Raw genomic sequence first — 17,646 nt, 5'->3', positions numbered from 1 at the left:
CAGGCTGCTTTTTTCTTCCTTAGGCAAAAGGCTTCGTCTGCTGGGTTTTTTGTCATACTGTATAGCGGCAGCGCCGCGGATAATGGATTCTGAGGTGAGAAATGAAAAGGGATGAAATATTAATGATCGGCGACAGCCTGATCGAATACGGTGACTGGGACGCCCTGTTTGGAAAAGCGGTCATCAACCGGGGCATGGGCGGCGACACCACAGAGGGCGTGCTCATGCGCATTGGCAGAAGCCTGGAGAAAAAACCAGGAAAAATCTTTTTAATGGTCGGGGTGAACGACATCATCACCGGGGAGAGCACGGACTTTATCGCCCGTAACTACGATGCTGTGCTTGAGAAAATCAGGACGCTCTCGCCTGAAAGCGCCATCTATGTGCACAAGGCGCTGCCCTGTAACCCCGAGAAGCTTTTTTTTGTTTTTGACAACAGCCGGGTGGCAGCCCTTAACCGGGAAATTGAAAAGCTTTCAAAAAAATACGATGCCAAATGCGTCGATCTGTGGGATGTCCTGACAGAAAACGGCGAGCTGCTGCCAGAGTACACCATCGACGGCGTACACCTGACAGAGCCGGCTTACGCGCTGTGGGCAGACAGGCTTAAGCCCCTTCTTTAGGGGCTGGCAGAGCTTTTTTCTCAAGGGCATAGGCCGCAGAGCCCAGCCCGATCCCCAGAGCGGTAGCCGCCGCAATATCAGAGGGATAGTGGACAAAAAGGTACATTCTGGAAAAGCTGATGAGTGCGGCCAGCGGAATGGCCCCAAGGCCAAAGGATTTTTTGTTCAGTGTCAGGACAGTGGCGGCAGTCACAGAGGTCAGCGTATGGCCAGAGGGAAAGGAAGCGCCGAAAGGACGCCGGATTTTCAGCAAAACGGTGTGGTCAACGTCACAGGGCCGCGCGCGGTGGAAAATGTTTTTAACCAGAATATTGTTGGCGGCAACATCAAAGGATACCGCTGCTGCGAGCGTAAAGCCGCAGCGGCGGTATTTTTTTGAGAGCATCATCAGCCCGCCAATGCCAATCCAGACAGCGCCGGCAGTCCCGAGCTTTGTGGCCCCGATCATCACCTTGTCAAGCGCTGGCGAGCAGAGGTTTTTCTGTATTTTTTTTAGTATCTTAAGATCATATTTCGTGATGTTTTTCATAGAGTGGTGTCTTCTCCTTATATCGTAAAGCACATTATACCTGAAAATGGATTAATTTTCATTAAAAGCAGAATGCTATTCGTTTTCAAATGTGCTATAATGAAGAAAAGGAAGGGGTGAGCCAGATGAAAAAGCTGTTGATTGGAATGGCGGTGCTGTCTGTCTGCTTTGTTTTTATCGGATGCGGACAGGGGGGCGATATTACAGGCGGGTGGAAGGAAGAATATTTTGAGAAGACCTGTCCAATAGAGGGGGATATGCAGAATCATCAGATTATGTTCAACGACGACGGAACTTTTTCAGACGGACGGGGCGTTAATGTAGACGGGCACTACAAAGTTTTGTCCTTTGAAGGTAGCTACGGCAGCAACCCCGACTCCGGCTATCTGAAATTAAGCCGAATATCCTACCTGCCGTCTGAGGAAGCCCTGTTTATTGACAAGGATGCGACTGCGTTTTATGAAAAGCAGATGACAGGGTCAGACGATTGGGAGAAGAAGCCTCTGATCGACGCGCCTCCCGGTAAATTTGACGAGGGACTGGCCCTGACAAACTATGCCAGAAGAATGGATAATCGCGAATTTTGCTATAAGTTGCTGGGCAATAAGCTCTACATTATGAGCAAAAAAGTAAATGTTGAGAAGGGCAGTATGGTCAATGGAATATATACGTTTGTGCGATAAGGGTATGGAGAGGAGGCAGGCTGAAATGAAACGAGTAATGCTAATTATGGTAATGGTGGGCCTTCTGGCCCTGCTGCCAGGCTGCGCGCCCGAGAAATCACTGTTAGTTGGCGCCTGGCATGAGGATAACGCCGGGGAACTGCCAGTGGAGAGTCTGGAAATTAAATTTAATGATGTTGGAAAATATGATGCTGTCAGGAATTTTGTGTTTGGCGAGCACGATTATTATGGTTATGGCCCTTCCGGCACCTACGCCATCGCTGATAACCACCTGATTTTTACCGTCACCGGCGCTTCGGGCTATGCCAGTGACGAATCCTACAGCGATCTGTACCAGTCCGGAATGCGTGAAGCGTATCCTGAACGGACCGAGCGTTACTATGAAATCGACGGCGATACGCTTTATCTCTATGAAACAGATGAAAAAAGAGAGACGCCAGGTGTTTTTCTGACCGGCACCTTCCACCGTGGAGAAATCAAAAAATGCAGCTTGTACGAAGCTTATTATCATTATGACTGAGTTTGGTAAGGGGATTAAAGCCTGAAAATTAGATTGCTCTAAAAAAAGAACAAAAACTTTAACTCATAAAAGCTTGACAGCCTAAATCTTGAGTGCTAAAATAAAGCACAATTAAAACAACAACTGAATACTTGCCTTAAAAACCATTGACGTGAAGATAAAAACAGTTCGTGCACTTACAGAGAGCCGGGAATGCTGAGAGCCTGGCAGAACGCAGCCTGTTAAATGGATCACCGAGGGCGCAGTGAACAGAGCGAAAGCTCCCATTACTCTGCGACGCACCTTCTGCGTTATTGAAGAGGCGGTTGATGGACCGCTGCAAAGAGCATGGGATCTTTTTTGCGTCTCGTGAATAAAGGTGGCACCGCGGGTGTTTTCATAGAATTTACAGCACTCGTCCTTTAATAAACATATCAGCGTTTATTTCAGGGCGAGTGTTTTTTGACGTTTTGTCCAATTTTTAAAAAAATTGGCAGGGGTAAAGGAGCGTTAGCGGTTACCCCGGTAACAAAACGAACGCAAAACATTGGTGAAATTCACCATTCTGGATTGCTATTTCAGCAATGTTTTGTGATCATTACTTAGAAGGAGTATCCTATGAAAATACCATCATTAGAAACAGTACAGAGACAATCAGAGGGTTACGCGGCCTTTCCTGTCAGCTGCGAGATCTTTGCGGACATCAAGACACCGATTCAGGTGCTGAAAATATTAAAGAGCATCAGCGCGCGCTGCTATCTGCTGGAAAGCGTCGAGGGGGTTGAGAAGTGGGGGCGGTACTCCTTCCTCGGCTTCGACCCAGTGGTCGAGGTGAAGTGCAAGAACGGACTCATGGAAATCAAAAATGGCACTTCGGTCAGGGTAGAGACCGATGATCCGGGACAGGAAATAAGGCGCATCCTGTCTGAGTACAGAAGCCCTAAGGTGGCCGGGTTGCCACCCTTTACCGGCGGCTTTGTCGGCTATTTTTCCTACGACTATCTGAAATACAGCGAGCCGGCCCTGCGCTTTGACGGTGACGACAGCGCAGGCTTTAACGATCTGGACCTTATGCTGTTTGAAAAGGTCATTGCCTTTGACCAGCTGCGGCAGAAAATTGTGATCATGGTCACCATCAAAACTGATCATCTGGCGGTGAACTACAATCACGCTGTCAGGGAGCTGAGTTATCTGGTAAGCCTGATTCGAAGCGATGTCCCGGAGAGCAGAGAGAAACCGAGGCTGCTCAGTGATTTCAAGCCCCATTTTGACCGGGAAGCCTACTGCGAGATCGTGGAGAAAACCAAAAGTTATATCCGCGAGGGTGATATTTTTCAGGCAGTGCCCTCCAACCGTCTGACCGCCGAGATGGAGGGAAGCCTGTTTAATACCTACCGCGTGCTGAGGACCATCAATCCCTCCCCCTATATGTACTATATCGCGTGTGACGACCTCGAAATCGCCGGCGCGTCCCCTGAGACACTGGTAAAGCTTCAGGACGGCGAGCTCTCGACCTTCCCCATAGCGGGCACCAGCCCGAGGGGCGTAACCAGCGGAGAGGATGCCGAGCTTGAGGAGCGCCTGCTCAAAGACCCGAAGGAGCTGGCAGAGCACAATATGCTGGTAGACCTTGGACGGAACGATCTCGGCAGGGTAAGCCGGTACGGCAGCGTTAAGGTGCAGGAATATTTAAAAATCCAGAAGTATTCCCATGTTATGCACATCACTTCCGTTGTAACCGGGCAGCTGAGAGAAAATATGGACCAGCTTGACGCGGTAGCGGCAGTGCTCCCCGCGGGCACACTCTCAGGAGCGCCCAAGATAAGAGCATGCGAGATCATCAATGAGATGGAGGGAATACGGCGCGGTATTTACGGCGGCGCCATCGGCTATATTGATTTTACTGGCAATATGGATGTCTGCATTGCTATCCGGACAGCCGTCAAGAAAAACGGTCTGGTCTATGTCCAATCGGGCGGCGGTGTGGTCGCAGACAGTGACCCTGAGAAGGAATACCAGGAGAGCATCAACAAGGCCATGGCTGTGGTTGAAGCGGTAAAACAATCGGTGGAGGTAATGGACTGATGATATTAATCATTGATAACTACGACAGCTTTTCATACAATCTGGTGCAGCAGGTTGGCAGCGTAAATCCTGACTTGAAAGTCATCCGGAACGATGTCCTGAGTCTGGACGAAATCGAGGCGCTGGACCCATCCCATATCATTCTGTCGCCAGGCCCCGGACGGCCTGCCGACGCTGGCGTCTGCGAGGCGGTGGTCCGACGCTTTGCGGGTAAGCTTCCGGTTTTAGGCGTGTGCCTGGGGCATCAGGCCATCTGTGAGGCCTTTGGTGCAGAAATCACCTACGCCAGCGAGCTGATCCACGGGAAAAAGAGCAGTATCCACATTGCCAATGGAAGCCAGCTGTTTAAAGGTCTGCCGCCTATTATGGACGCGGCCCGCTATCATTCTCTGGCCGTAAACCGGAGCAGCCTGCCCGACGAGCTGCTCATCATCGCTGAGGATAATGCCAACGAAGTCATGGGCGTTAAGCACCGGGACTTTGATATGTACGGGCTCCAGTTCCACCCCGAATCCATATTGACGCCAAAGGGAAACCGTATTATCGAGAATTTTTTAGCGCTGGGAGGTAAAGCACAATGATACAGGATGCAATCTATACGGTTTTAAACGGACAGGACCTTGATCTGGACGCTACCAGGGAGGCTTTTAACCAGATTATGGAGGGAAAAGCCACCAACGCCCAGATCGGCGCCTTCCTCACAGCGATGCGGATGAAAGGCGAGACCATTGAGGAGATCACAGCCTGCGCCACGGTGATGCGCGAAAAATGCACAAAGCTTGACCCAGGGATGGACGTTCTCGAAATCGTGGGCACCGGAGGCGATGAAGCCAACACCTTTAACATCTCTACGGTCTCCGGCATTGTCGTCTCAGCCGGCGGGGTGCCAGTCGCCAAGCACGGGAACCGGAGTGTTTCCAGCAAATGCGGCGCCGCGGACTGTCTGGAAGCCCTGGGCGTTAAAATTGATCTGAATGCAGTGCAGAATGCGCGGATGTTGAGGGAGGCAGGAATCTGCTTCATGTTTGCGCCGGTTTATCACGCTTCTATGAAATATGCAGGCCCAGTCCGCAGAGAAATCGCGGTGCGTACCATTTTTAATATACTGGGGCCTTTAGCGAATCCGGCCGGCGCGAATATGCAGCTGTTGGGCGTCTATGACGAGAATCTGGTAGAGCCCCTTGCCAGAGTGCTCTCAAATCTGGGCGTTAAGCGGGGAATGGTAGTCCACGGACACGACGGCCTGGACGAGATTACCCTGTGCGACACCACCACCATCTGTGAGATAAACGACGGCCAGCTTAACAGCTTTTTCCTCTCACCGGAGCAGCTGGGCCTGACACGCTGCGCAAAGGAAGCGCTGGTGGGCGGCGACCCTCAGGAAAATGCTGAGATCGCCCGGGAGATCCTGAGCGGCGTTCACGGTCCCAAGCGCGATGTGGTGCTCTTAAACGCTGCGGTCTGCCTGTATATGACCTATAATCAGATGACCCTCCGGGAATGTGTGCGCTATGCCCAAAACCTCATTGACAGCGGAAAAGCCATGGAACAGCTGAACCGGTTCGTCGCTTTGTCCCATGAGGTGTAAAGATGATATTAGATAAATTAGCGGCCAGCACCAGGGCGCGGGTTGACCGGTTAAAGGCAGGAAAGCCCCTGGAAGCGGTAAGGGAAGAAGCGCTGTCAATGGCGCCGGAGAAGCCCTTTTGCTTTGAGGCGGCTCTGAAAAAGGAAGATATCGCTTTTATCTGTGAGGTCAAGAAAGCATCGCCCTCAAAGGGGCTTATCGCACCAGACTTTCCCTATGTGCACATTGCCAGAGATTATGAGGCCGCCGGCGCAGACGCCATCTCAGTCCTCACAGAGCCCGAATATTTTTTAGGCAGCGACGACTATCTGAGCGCTGTCAGGAGAGCGGTGAGCATCCCGGTTATCCGAAAGGATTTTACCATTGATGCCTACCAGATTTACGAGGCCAGAATTATCGGCGCAGACGCAGTCCTGCTGATCTGTGCACTTCTCGATACACAAACCTTAGAGGAATACCTCCGGATTGCCGACACACTGGGCCTCACAGCGCTGGTGGAGGCTCACGATGAGACAGAGCTTCGCTCAGCGCTGAAAGCCGGCGCCCGGGTGATCGGCGTCAACAACCGGAACCTTAAAACCTTTGAGGTTGATATCGAAAACAGCAAGCGGCTCAGGCAGCTGGCGCCAGAATCTGTTATCTTTGTCTCGGAAAGCGGCATCAAAACGCCTGAAGACATCGATGCACTCAGGAAAAACGGAACAGACGCAGTGCTTATCGGCGAAGCCCTGATGCGCAGCAGCCGCAAGGCGGAGGCGCTGGCAAGGCTTCGGGGAAAGCGTGTTTAGCATGGTGACCAAGATTAAGATATGCGGCCTGACAAGGCTGCAGGATATCGAAGCAGTCAATGCGGCCCGGCCAGATTATATTGGCTTTGTATTTGCCGAGAGCAGACGCCGCCTGACACCACAGCAGGCCCTTTCGCTGAAAAGACAGCTCGACCCAAAAATCCAGAGCGTGGGTGTTTTTGTCAACCCCAGTCTGGAGACTGTTCTGAAGATTGCCAGCCAGGGTATTCTGGATATCGTCCAGCTTCACGGCGATGAGCCCCCGGCCTTTGCCGAGAGGGTGCGCCGTGAGACCGGCTGTCCCGTGGTAAAGGCCTTTAGAATCAGGGGGGAAGAAAGCCTGGCGGCGCTTAAAGCCTACGGCCAGGCGAATTACCTGCTGCTGGACGCCTATAATAAGAATGCCTACGGCGGTACAGGCAGCGCTTTTAACTGGGAGCTGTTAGATGGAAATGTGAGCGAAAAGCCCTTTTTCCTGGCAGGCGGGCTGAAGCTTGAAAATATCGAAAAAGCTATCAGAACCTTTCGGCCATACGGCGTGGATATCAGCAGCGGCGTGGAGACAAATGGGTATAAAGACCCCAGTAAAATAGAGGAAATCATCAAAAAAATAAGGAGATTCGATCAATGACAAAAGGACGTTACGGACAGCACGGGGGCCAGTATATCCCTGAGACATTAATGAACGCGGTGATTGAGCTTGAGGAGGCCTACGAACACTATAAAAATGATCCGGCCTTTAATGCCGAGCTGAACAGCCTGCTGGAAAACTACGCAGGCCGCCCATCATTACTATATTATGCCGAAAAGATGACGAAGGATCTTGGCGGCGCGAAAATATACCTGAAGCGTGAGGATCTGAACCATACCGGCTCGCACAAAATCAACAATGTGCTGGGACAGGTGCTCCTGGCAAAGAAAATGGGCAAAACCCGCGTCATTGCGGAGACAGGCGCAGGGCAGCATGGTGTTGCCACCGCCACTGCGGCGGCGCTCATGAATATGGAATGCGAAATATTCATGGGAAAAGAGGACACCGACCGCCAGGCCCTGAATGTTTACCGGATGGAGCTGCTTGGCGCAAAGGTCCACTCTGTTACCAGCGGCACCATGACTTTAAAGGACGCGGTCAATGAGACCATGCGGGAATGGACCAGCCGGATTATAGACACCCACTATGTGCTGGGCTCAGTGATGGGGCCGCATCCATTTCCCATGATGGTGCGTGATTTTCAATCTGTGATCAGCAGAGAAGCCAGAGAGCAGATTCTGGAAAGAGAGGGAAAACTTCCTGCGGCTGTGCTGGCCTGTGTCGGAGGCGGCAGCAATGCCATGGGAATGTTTTATCATTTTATAAAAGATCAGGGCGTCCGGCTCATCGGCTGCGAAGCGGCCGGAAAGGGCGTGGATACTGACCAGCACGCGGCCACCATCGCCAAGGGCACCCCCGGCATTTTTCATGGTATGAAATCCTATTTCTGCCAGGATGTCTACGGCCAGATCGCCCCGGTATACTCGATCTCCGCTGGGCTGGATTACCCCGGCATCGGTCCGGAGCACGCCCATCTGCACGATCTTGGCAGAGCTGAGTATGTGCCTGTCACCGACGACGAGGCCATCGCAGCCTTTGAGTACCTCTCGCAGACAGAGGGGATTATCCCGGCAGTCGAAAGTGCTCACGCCGTGGCCTATGCCAGAAAGCTGGCGCCGTCCATGTCAGAGGATGAGAGCATCATCATTTGCTTATCGGGCCGCGGAGATAAGGATGTGGCAGCCATCGCGCGCTATAAGGGGGTGGATTTACATGAGTAACCATCGTATCGCAAAGGCCTTTGACCACGGCAAAGCCTTTATCAGCTTTATCACAGCGGGTGACCCGACCCTTGAAAAAACAGAGGCGTTCATCACGCTCATGGAGCGGGCAGGAGCGGACCTCATTGAGCTGGGGATTCCCTTTTCTGATCCCATCGCAGAAGGGCCGGTGATCCAGCGGGCAAATATCCGCGCGCTCAGCCAGGGCGCCACAACAGACAAAATTTTTGACATGGTGGCCCGGGTGCGGGAAAAGGTTCAGGTGCCCCTGGTGTTTTTAACCTATGTCAATCCCATCTTTACCTATGGTGTGGAACGGTTTTGCGCAAGATGCCAGGAGGTGGGAATTGACGGGCTCATCATTCCGGATCTGCCCTTTGAGGAAAATAAAGAGGTTAAACCCATTGCCGGGAGATATGGTGTGGATGTCATCTCGCTGATCGCACCAACCTCCGAGCAGCGCATTGGAGAAATCGCCAGAGAGGCTTCGGGTTTTATCTATACAGTATCCTCCCTTGGAGTTACCGGTGTCCGGTCTGAGATCACAACAGACCTTCAGTCGATGATCAGGGTTATAAAGGAGAATACCAGCACACCAGCAGCTGTCGGCTTTGGGATCTCTACGCCGGAACAGGCAGAGAGCATCAGTGCGTACGCGGACGGTGTGATTGTGGGGTCGGCTATTGTAAAAATGATCGAGGCTAACGGCGAAGCCGCTGGACCGGTTATCGAGGAATATGTCCGGAAAATGAAAGCGGCCTGTGCAAAAAATGGTTAATTACCTTAGAGGATGTCATCCAAGCTGTGACATCTTCTTTGTTTTTTGGGAAAACTTGTGTTACAATAGAGCCGAAAATAGAGAACAGGAGGAACCAGATCAGTGGAAGAATTCCCTAAGATACAAATGCAGTTTGACAAATTAGTGATGGTGGTCAACCACGCGGAGCGCAAGGAGACCGATCCTAATAAGGCAGAATATTTACATTGGCTGAGAACACAGCTGGAGGCCATCGCTATCGATGAGAGCCAGCACCGTGAGTTCTGAGGAGGTGGAAAATGCAGCTGCCGGCATGGATGTGGGGCGTTGTACTGTTATGCTTCTGTGTTGTGATCTTTTACCGCAATAAGCACAGGGATGATGACAACGATAATGAAAACAATGAAGACCGCAGGCACCGTCGCTGGTAAGGTGCGTCAGAGTGCTGAGAGACTTCTACCAGCTAATATTAAGAATGAATCGATATACTGTAAAGCAGAATTTAAAGGAGTAGCGGTTATATGGAAAAATTTAAACAAACATTTTTAAGTAAGAAAGGCCTGATCATCGTTGCCGGTGCGGCCGCGGCAATACTGGTGGCGGTGGTCCTTTTCTTTGCGATTAACAGCGTGCGAAACAGTGGAAACCATGTAAAAGGTGTCGACGTTTCGGCCTATCAGGGTGATATTAACTGGAAAAAGCTGGCTGACCAGGACATATACTTTGCCTTCATTAAAGCGACGGAGGGAAAAGACCATGTGGATAAAAATTTTGAGAAGAACTGGAAGGAAGCGCGCAAGACTCATCTGAAGGTCGGCGCTTACCATTTTGTGAATTTTGACCAGGATGGAAAAACCCAGGCCGACCATTTTATCAACACAGTTCCCAAGGAAAATGACAGTCTGCCGCCAGTTATTGACCTCGAGCTCTATGGAGACTATCTGGATAAGCCGATGGATAAGAACAAGGTACAGGCCATTGTCAATGATATGATCGTAAGGTTCAAAGATTATTATGAAAAGACACCAATCATCTATACCAATTACAATACCTATAACACCTATCTGTCCGACGCCTTTGCTGAAATCCCGATCTGGATCTGTGATATTTCAGACCAGGAGCCTGAACTGAAGGGCGGTCACGAGTGGCTCTTCTGGCAGTATTCCCAGAGAGAAATCCTCAATGGTTACAGCGGTGAGGAACGGTTTATCGATATGGACCTTTACAATGGAGACCTTCGCCAATTTAAAAAACAGTTTGAATAAAAAAGAAAACAGGCGTCCAGGCGCCTGTTTTTTTGATATAAATCAGGATAAAATCGTTATATAAATCCCCGGATGCTTTTCGCCGGAGGGATTTTTCAGTTCAGGTCATAAGTGTCAGAGTCAGGATGATAGGTGATTTTCTGAGCTTTTTTATCCTTCTTCACGGTATAGTCAATTTGAGAAATATAGAGCTTTCCTTCATCCAGGGAATGTACATAGCTCTGCGTGACCTTTGAGAGATCGCGGCTGGACTTGGAATTAACACTGTCGGCGCTCTCCTCAATGGTGTGGGAAGAATCCTTAATGCCGTAGGTAACCTTCAGGTCAGTAATCTCATAATCCGAATTGTTGACCGCTGTACTGATGATCTGTGTGTTTTTATCATCGACGGGAACAAATCCGTAGGTGATAAAAAGCCCGCTGCCTTCGTCGAACCTTACCAGTGGTTCGGATTGGCCGCAGCTGCTTACTGTAAACAGGGTGGTGACAATCAATAACAATATAAATAATCGCTTTTTCATGTGTCCTCTCATCAAAAGTGTTTTATTTGTTTCTGTCAATTATACCAGAAGTTTATTAAAAGAAAAAGAAAAAAACTGGCGGTATTCGTGGTTTTGGTAAGAACCTGAAGATTAAATTAAGAAATTTCAAAATAGGGTTGACAAAGCAGGCTGAAGGCTCTATAATAGATTTAAAGTTAGATAAACATAACAAATTATTTTTTCTAACTCCAACGATACTCCTTGATTTTATGAATTTTTACCACATTCATAACTTGTTCTAACCCGGAAAAGGCTCGCATCCCCAAGCGAGCCTTTTCTTTTGCTGTCACAATATTGAAAGTTTCTTGTAAACCGTCTTTAAACCCACACGGGGTTGTGTTATAATAAGGCCGTTATTTCATTACATAAATGTAGAAACCGGAGGAAAGTATGGATTACAATAAAGAAGCGCTGAAAGCCCATGAAGCGTGCAAAGGTAAAGTAGAAGTCGTTTCTAAGATGAAACTTGAAAATAAAGATGATCTGAGCATCGCCTACACACCGGGTGTTGCCGAACCCTGCCGTAAAATCGCGGAGAATAAAGAGGATGTCTATAAATATACCGCCAAGGGAAACCTGGTCGCGGTTTTATCAGACGGCTCAGCTGTTTTGGGTCTTGGCAATATCGGCGGTGAGGCCGCTATGCCGGTTATGGAGGGCAAGGCTGTCCTGTTTAAATCCTTTGGCAATGTCGACGCATTTCCGATCTGTGTCAGCACACAGGACGCTGATGAGATTATCCAGACAGGCATTAACATCGCGCCGACCTTTGGAGGGATTAATCTGGAGGATATCTCTGCGCCGAAGTGCTTTGAGATTGAGGAAAAGCTTCAGGAAGCCCTCGATATTCCGGTTTTTCATGATGACCAGCACGGGACGGCCATTGTCGTTTCTTCTGCCCTCATCAACGCCTTGAAAATAGTTGAGAAGGATATTTCTGAGATTAAAGTAGCCATCAGCGGTCCGGGTGCTGCCGGGACGGCCATTGCGAAAATGCTGATGTCCCTAAATGTAAAAAACATCGTCATGTGTGACCGTACCGGCATCATTGATATCAGCCGTGACGGCCTGACAGGCCATAAGCTCTGGCTGGCTGAGCATACAAATCAGGAACACATTACCGGAAGCCTGGAGGATGCCATCAAGGGCGCCGATGTCTTAGTCGGTGTGTCTGGCCCTGGCATTGTGACAGAGGAGATGGTAGCGTCAATGAATAAAGACGCCATTCTTTTCGCCATGGCGAACCCTATCCCTGAAATTATGCCGGATCTGGCTAAAAAAGCAGGTGCGCGTGTCATTGGAACGGGCCGGTCTGATTTTCCAAACCAGATCAACAACGTTTTGGCCTTCCCTGGGATTTTCAGAGGCGCGCTGGACGCAAGAGCGTCGCGCATCACTGAAGGTATGAAGGTAGCGGCAGCCTATGCTATCGCTGGCCTTGTAAGTGCAGAGGAACTGAATGAGGACTATGTTATGCCAAGTCCCTTTGATAAACGCGTCGCTCCGGCGGTTGCCAGGGCGGTTTATGACGCCTGGATGAAGGAAGTAAAATAAGAAAAAAGCTCTCTCAATCTGAGGGAGCTTTTTCTTTTAAAGAGCGTATTTTCCATCTGTTTGAGGATGGCTTGAAAAATAGGATTTTATGCGTGTTTTAACGTTGTTTTGAAGGTCATAGTAATAAAGCGGGTAATCGCCGGTGTGTAAAACACCGGAGGGGAAAGCGCTCTCCTGGCCGATGACCTTAAAAGCATCCGGGTCCGCAGTACTGCAGATCACAGTGCCGCGGTCCAGATCAAGGGCGGCGTCGGCATAGTGCGGAAGATCCTGCATGCCGACAAGTTTACCTGCGCTGTCACGTATGACCAGGCGCGAACCAAGGCTCTGCGACGCCTCGGCCTTTTTATCGGTAAGGATCCAGGTGATTGGATTGATGGACACCGCGTCTGGAAGCAGGGTGATGTTATCACCCGTAACGCCTGGTGATTCTGTGTTGTATGAGATGATAACGCCTGTGTCCCTTGCGCCCTGCGCAAAAGACAAATGAGGATTGTCTTTCAAGTACCCCCGAGTGATGGAGTAGCCGATCACATAGGCGGCGATCATTCGCGCCTGAACCTCTGGATGCTCTTTTAAATAGAGGCTGAGAATAAACTGGAGCAAAAGCGAGCCCTGGGAGTGGCCAGCCAGGATAAAGGGACGGCTGTTATTATGGTGTTTAATGTAATAGTCAAAGGCAGACAGTACGCAGGTGACAGGCCCCCTTGTGAAAAGCAGATTGTTTTCCGGCGTATTGTCGAGAAGGCATTCGAGGGCGGCCTGGCGGTACGCAGGCGCGTAAAAATTGCCGTAGGGCGAAAAGACGGACGCCTTTGTCTGGAGGTGCTCTGCGGCCCGGATACGCATGGCTTCATTGGTTACCTCGCAGATATTAGGACCATGCGGTGTTTTATAGTAGGCGGTGGGGTAGAGGTAAAAAATATCGATGGGCTTGTCGTCAGGCCTGGCTATTTTTTTAGGCAGACACAGCCAGTTTTGATTGAGGCTGTAATCGACTGGTGTATCTAAATCAGGAAGATAAGGATGCTCTTTCATACGGACTCCTTTGATTTTATGGAATTGTCTTATTATCATCTATTATAGCTTAAATATTTTTTTACAGCAAATCAAAAAAGGCCTTGACCTTTACGCGGCGTCAACGTCTATAATGTGTGACAGGAGGAGCAGAATATGGAATATACGGTTAAAAAGCTGGCGGCTATGGCAAAGGTCTCGCCGAGAACACTGCGTTATTACGATGAGATTGGGCTGTTGAAGCCGGCGCGTATCAACAGCTCGGGTTACCGGATTTATGGGGAGCGTGAGGTCGACCGCCTCCAGCAGATTTTATTTTACCGCGCGCTGGGAATTGAGCTGGCAGAAATCATACGGATTCTGGATGCTCCGGGCTTTGACAGCCTGACTGCTCTGAAATCCCACAGAGAGCAGCTCCTTCTTAAAAAGAAGCAGATTGACGATTTAATCAATACTGTGACCAGAACGATCGAGAGCAAGGAAGGGAAAAAGACAATGGAAGATCACGAAAAATTCAAAGGCTTTATTCAAAACAAGATTGATGAAAACGAGGACCGTTATGGTGAGGAAATCCGTGAAAAATATGGCGCCGAAGCGGTTGATAAAAGTAATGCCCAGTTTAAGAACATGTCACCGGAAAAATATAATGAATTTGTCGGGCTGGAAGAAAGCATCCTCACGCTTTTAACAGAAGTAACCCGGCTGGGAAGCATCGACAGCCCGGAAGGGGAGGAGCTTGCCCGGCTTCATAAACAGTGGATCACGCTGGCGTGGGGAAGCACTAACCCGGACGCACACCGCGGACTGGTTCGGATGTACACAGAAGACCAACGCTTTAAAGAATATTATGAAAGTAAAGCGGGAAAGAACAGTGCAGAGCTGCTTAAGCAGAGTGTGCTGAAGTTTATCTGGTAAACCCTTAAGTCTATGATCAACAGGGGCCTGCAGAGAAGGTAAGTCTGCAGGTTCTTTTTATTTTTGTGTAAAAAAGGGTTTAAAACAAATAAACATAGTTTATCACAAAAAATCTCAGCCGATTTTTATCTCCGAATATAAAATGATATAGAAATTTTATTTATCAGGAGGAAATTATGAAAGAACAGAGAAGAAACATCTACAAGCGGAAAGACAACCGTTATGAAGGTCGTTACATTGTGGGGTATGAAGGGGTGTACGGAAAGGCCCTATACCGGTCAGTCTATGCCCATACCTATGAGGAAGCAGTAGAAGTTCTGGAAGAGGCGGAGGAAAGAGTTCGCGAGGAGGTTGAGCTACAGCGCTTGCTGCGCCGGCAGAAAACACAGCAGCAGACAACCGGGATTTTACAGAGAGCCTTCAGCCATGATGAAATGCTGAAAGTGGTCCGGACACTGACACTTCAGGAATGGATGATCGAGTGGCTGGAAGGGCATAAGAAAAATACGATTCGGGCAACCTCCTATATGCGGTATTATAATGTGATCTACAAGCATATCATCCCTCAGATCGGCAGCTATAATCTGCTGGAGCTGACACCGGATATCATTCAGAAATTTGTTAAATATTTATGTGAAAACGCGAAGAATGACGATACAGGCCTGTCGCCTGCGACGGTCAGGAGTTATATGATGATTTTAAAAAGCGCGCTGGAGCTGGCGGTGGACCAGGAGCTGATGATTAAAAATCCCTGCAGAAAGGTGTCGCTGCCGCCCAAAAGATTCCATAAGCCGGTCTATCTGGAGCCGGATGAGTGTAAACGGTTGGAGTATGTGCTGCTTCACACGGATGATAATCCCAAATCCGTTGCGATTCTGATGGCGTTAAAAACCGGGATGCGTCTTGGCGAGCTGGCGGCCCTCAAGTGGGGCGACGTCGATTTCTCTAACCGGGTGATACACGTCCGACATTCGGTTCAGCGGGTTAAGACCTTTGACCCGGCCGGGCCAAAAACAAAGCTGGTTGTCTCAGAAACAAAAACGACCAACTCTGTACGGGATATTCCCATGAACAACGGCCAATACCAGTATTTGAAGGCCTATCACCGCATGGTCGTAACCGAGTCGTGGGGAAACATCAATGAAAATACTTTTGTTTTTCAAAATCAGTCGGGGACCTTTATTGATCCGAGGGTGTATCAGCAGTATTTTAAAGTCGTCTTAAAAAAGGCGAAGGTCAAGGAAGTCAATTTTCACGCGCTCCGCCACACCTTTGCCACCATCGCAGCCAGTAAAAACATGCAGATATCTGTTTTGAGCAGGATATTGGGACATTCGAACGCAGCATTGACATTACAGTTATATATCCATTCCATCACAAATCAGGACAGGGCAGAAATGTCTAAAGTAGATTGGGAATATTCAGCCTGATCTTTTTTTACAGGCCAAAAAGACCGTAAAATGAGGACACTTGTACCCGCAACTTGTGCACTAACGTGAAATGTGGTAAAATGAACAGGTATATTTAGAAAAGGGAGGGAGAAAATGAGTTTTTCTGAAATTATTGCGGTGGTCAATGACTTTGTATGGGGACCATATATGCTTGTGCTGTTAGTGGGTACAGGTGTCTTTTTGACCATACGGCTGAAGTTTTTGCCTTGGCGGAATCTGGGGTATGCTCTGAGATCGGTGTTTACCCGCCCGCCCAAAGATGAAAATGCCAAGGAGCACAGCGGGGATATCTCGCCTTTTCAGTCTTTAATGACAGCTCTGGCTGCGACTATTGGGACCGGCAATATTGTCGGCGTTGCCACAGCCATGGTATTGGGAGGCCCGGGGGCACTGGTATGGATGTGGATCAGCGCGCTGTTTGGCCTTTCTACCAAATACGGCGAGAGTGTTCTGGCGGTCAAATACCGTGAGACAAACTCGTCGGGTGAGATGGCTGGCGGGCCCATGTACGCCATGAAAAAGGGCTTTAAAGTTAAATGGCTGGGAAGCCTGCTGGCGTTTTTGTTTTCACTTTTTGCCGTCATCGCATCCTTTGGTATTGGTAACCTGACACAGGCGAACTCCATCTCTGATGCGGTTCAGAATACTTTTGGGGTACCGACCTGGATAACCGGTGTTGTTCTGACTGTTTTGGCATTGATCGTCCTTTTGGGCGGTATCAAGAGCATTGGCCGTGTCTGCGGCTTTATTGTTCCGATCATGGCTGTTTTCTATTTTGTAGCCGGAATCCTTGTTATTATCATTAATTTTCATAACGTACCGGCGGGAATCGTCGAGATATTCCGCATGGCCTTTTCACCTGAAGCGGTTGCCGGCGGTGTAGGGGGATCCATCATTGCGAATATGCTCTCAGCCATGCGCTGGGGCGTTGCCCGTGGGGTATTCTCCAATGAAGCGGGGCTCGGTTCTGCCCCGATCGCGGCAGCAGCGGCCAAAACTGACCACCCCTCAAGACAGGGGTATATCAATATGACCGGTACTTTCTTTGACACGCTGGTGGTCTGCAGCATCACCGGCCTTGTCATCGCCTCCTCGGGCGTGCTGGGCACAACTAACGCGGCAGGCGAGATCTATACCGGGGCAAACCTGACCATCAGGGCCTTCGAGTCTGCCATTGGCCCGGTAGGCGCTATGATCGTCACCATTGGTATTATGCTGTTCGCCTTTTCGACCATACTGGGCTGGGAGTATTATGGTGAAAAGTCACTGGAATATCTGATCCCGTCAACTGTGGCAGTTAAAATTTACCGGTTTGTCTTTTCGGTTGTCACGTTTTTGGGCGCGACAACGGCATTGCAGATCGTTTGGGATTTTTCCGATACCATGAACGGCCTGATGGCGATTCCGAATCTTATCTGTCTGTTGGTGCTCAACAAGGTGATCGCCCAGGAATGCTTTGATTATCAGGAAAATATCCTGATTCCTGAAAGGGAAATGAGAAAGCTTAAAAAGAAGCAGATGAACTGAAAAAATCCCGC

At 49.5% G+C, this 17,646-nt stretch carries 20 protein-coding genes; 17 read left to right on the top strand and 3 right to left on the bottom strand.

Annotated features, from left to right (window positions below):
* The first annotated feature begins 101 nt into the window (after positions 1–101).
* On the top strand, positions 102–623 hold the full coding sequence (locus DW091_RS13640) for a GDSL-type esterase/lipase family protein (RefSeq protein ID WP_118518425.1): 522 nt from the start codon (positions 102–104) through the stop codon (positions 621–623).
* Here DW091_RS13640 and DW091_RS13635 read toward each other — a convergent pair.
* Positions 607–1,152, bottom strand: a complete 546-nt coding sequence (locus DW091_RS13635) for a phosphatase PAP2 family protein (protein WP_118518424.1) — start codon at positions 1,150–1,152, stop codon at positions 607–609. The two genes, DW091_RS13640 and DW091_RS13635, sit on opposite strands and share 17 nt — an antisense overlap.
* 89 nt (positions 1,153–1,241) lie before the next feature.
* On the opposite strand from DW091_RS13635, the gene DW091_RS13630 reads away from it, so the two are divergent.
* The 12 genes from DW091_RS13630 (at position 1,242) to DW091_RS13585 (ending at position 10,629) form a co-directional block, all read left to right on the top strand.
* Positions 1,242–1,835, top strand: a complete 594-nt coding sequence (locus tag DW091_RS13630; RefSeq protein WP_118518423.1) for a hypothetical protein — start codon at positions 1,242–1,244, stop codon at positions 1,833–1,835.
* Between the two features lie 25 nt (positions 1,836–1,860).
* Positions 1,861–2,355: a hypothetical protein gene (locus DW091_RS13625; RefSeq protein WP_118518422.1), complete on the top strand. Its 495-nt coding sequence runs from the start codon at positions 1,861–1,863 to the stop codon at positions 2,353–2,355.
* A gap of 597 nt (positions 2,356–2,952) precedes the next feature.
* On the top strand, positions 2,953–4,419 hold the full coding sequence (gene trpE / locus DW091_RS13620; protein WP_118518421.1) for an anthranilate synthase component I: 1,467 nt from the start codon (positions 2,953–2,955) through the stop codon (positions 4,417–4,419).
* Positions 4,419–5,000, top strand: coding sequence for an aminodeoxychorismate/anthranilate synthase component II (locus DW091_RS13615; protein WP_118518420.1), 582 nt, complete (start codon positions 4,419–4,421; stop codon positions 4,998–5,000). Before trpE ends, DW091_RS13615 begins: the two co-directional genes overlap by 1 nt.
* Positions 4,997–6,007, top strand: a complete 1,011-nt coding sequence (gene trpD / locus DW091_RS13610) for an anthranilate phosphoribosyltransferase (RefSeq protein WP_118518419.1) — start codon at positions 4,997–4,999, stop codon at positions 6,005–6,007. Before DW091_RS13615 ends, trpD begins: the two co-directional genes overlap by 4 nt.
* Before the next feature lie 2 nt (positions 6,008–6,009).
* Entirely contained in the window at positions 6,010–6,795 is a 786-nt protein-coding gene (gene trpC / locus DW091_RS13605) for an indole-3-glycerol phosphate synthase TrpC (RefSeq protein ID WP_118518418.1), read from the top strand.
* 1 nt (position 6,796) lies between these two features.
* Positions 6,797–7,426: a phosphoribosylanthranilate isomerase gene (locus DW091_RS13600; protein WP_118518417.1), complete on the top strand. Its 630-nt coding sequence runs from the start codon at positions 6,797–6,799 to the stop codon at positions 7,424–7,426.
* Positions 7,423–8,607, top strand: coding sequence for a tryptophan synthase subunit beta (trpB, locus tag DW091_RS13595; protein WP_118518416.1), 1,185 nt, complete (start codon positions 7,423–7,425; stop codon positions 8,605–8,607). The genes DW091_RS13600 and trpB overlap by 4 nt, the downstream gene beginning before the upstream one ends.
* On the top strand, positions 8,600–9,385 hold the full coding sequence (gene trpA / locus DW091_RS13590) for a tryptophan synthase subunit alpha (protein ID WP_118518415.1): 786 nt from the start codon (positions 8,600–8,602) through the stop codon (positions 9,383–9,385). The genes trpB and trpA overlap by 8 nt, the downstream gene beginning before the upstream one ends.
* Before the next feature lie 126 nt (positions 9,386–9,511).
* On the top strand, positions 9,512–9,652 hold the full coding sequence (locus tag DW091_RS20155) for a hypothetical protein (protein ID WP_207665241.1): 141 nt from the start codon (positions 9,512–9,514) through the stop codon (positions 9,650–9,652).
* An 11-nt stretch (positions 9,653–9,663) separates the two neighbouring features.
* On the top strand, positions 9,664–9,795 hold the full coding sequence (locus tag DW091_RS20715; RefSeq protein WP_263422115.1) for a hypothetical protein: 132 nt from the start codon (positions 9,664–9,666) through the stop codon (positions 9,793–9,795).
* Positions 9,796–9,885: 90 nt separating this feature from the next.
* A complete protein-coding gene (locus DW091_RS13585; protein WP_058694930.1) occupies positions 9,886–10,629 on the top strand; it encodes a GH25 family lysozyme in 744 nt (247 codons plus the stop codon).
* Positions 10,630–10,724: 95 nt separating this feature from the next.
* Here DW091_RS13585 and DW091_RS13580 read toward each other — a convergent pair whose 3' ends face one another.
* Positions 10,725–11,150: a hypothetical protein gene (locus DW091_RS13580; protein ID WP_058694929.1), complete on the bottom strand. Its 426-nt coding sequence runs from the start codon at positions 11,148–11,150 to the stop codon at positions 10,725–10,727.
* A 411-nt stretch (positions 11,151–11,561) separates the two neighbouring features.
* Between DW091_RS13580 and DW091_RS13575 the strand changes: the two genes are divergently transcribed.
* Positions 11,562–12,725 (top strand): NADP-dependent malic enzyme, encoded by a 1,164-nt coding sequence (locus DW091_RS13575; RefSeq protein ID WP_058694928.1) that lies wholly within the window; start codon positions 11,562–11,564, stop codon positions 12,723–12,725.
* A 36-nt stretch (positions 12,726–12,761) separates the two neighbouring features.
* On the opposite strand, the gene DW091_RS13570 is transcribed toward DW091_RS13575, so the two are convergent.
* Entirely contained in the window at positions 12,762–13,763 is a 1,002-nt protein-coding gene (locus DW091_RS13570) for a DUF3089 domain-containing protein (protein WP_158577899.1), read from the bottom strand.
* A gap of 135 nt (positions 13,764–13,898) precedes the next feature.
* Between DW091_RS13570 and DW091_RS13565 the strand changes: the two genes are divergently transcribed.
* The 3 genes from DW091_RS13565 (at position 13,899) to DW091_RS13555 (ending at position 17,635) form a co-directional block, all read left to right on the top strand.
* Positions 13,899–14,657: a MerR family transcriptional regulator gene (locus tag DW091_RS13565; protein WP_118518413.1), complete on the top strand. Its 759-nt coding sequence runs from the start codon at positions 13,899–13,901 to the stop codon at positions 14,655–14,657.
* A 176-nt stretch (positions 14,658–14,833) separates the two neighbouring features.
* On the top strand, positions 14,834–16,087 hold the full coding sequence (locus tag DW091_RS13560; RefSeq protein WP_096919467.1) for a tyrosine-type recombinase/integrase: 1,254 nt from the start codon (positions 14,834–14,836) through the stop codon (positions 16,085–16,087).
* 114 nt (positions 16,088–16,201) lie between these two features.
* Entirely contained in the window at positions 16,202–17,635 is a 1,434-nt protein-coding gene (locus tag DW091_RS13555; protein WP_058694924.1) for a sodium:alanine symporter family protein, read from the top strand.
* Positions 17,636–17,646 lie beyond the last annotated feature (11 nt).

It is taken from the genome of Eubacterium sp. AM05-23 (assembly GCF_003477535.1).
Lineage (GTDB): Bacteria > Bacillota > Clostridia > Eubacteriales > Eubacteriaceae > Eubacterium > Eubacterium maltosivorans.
This window is presented reverse-complemented; position numbering and strand designations above follow the sequence as displayed.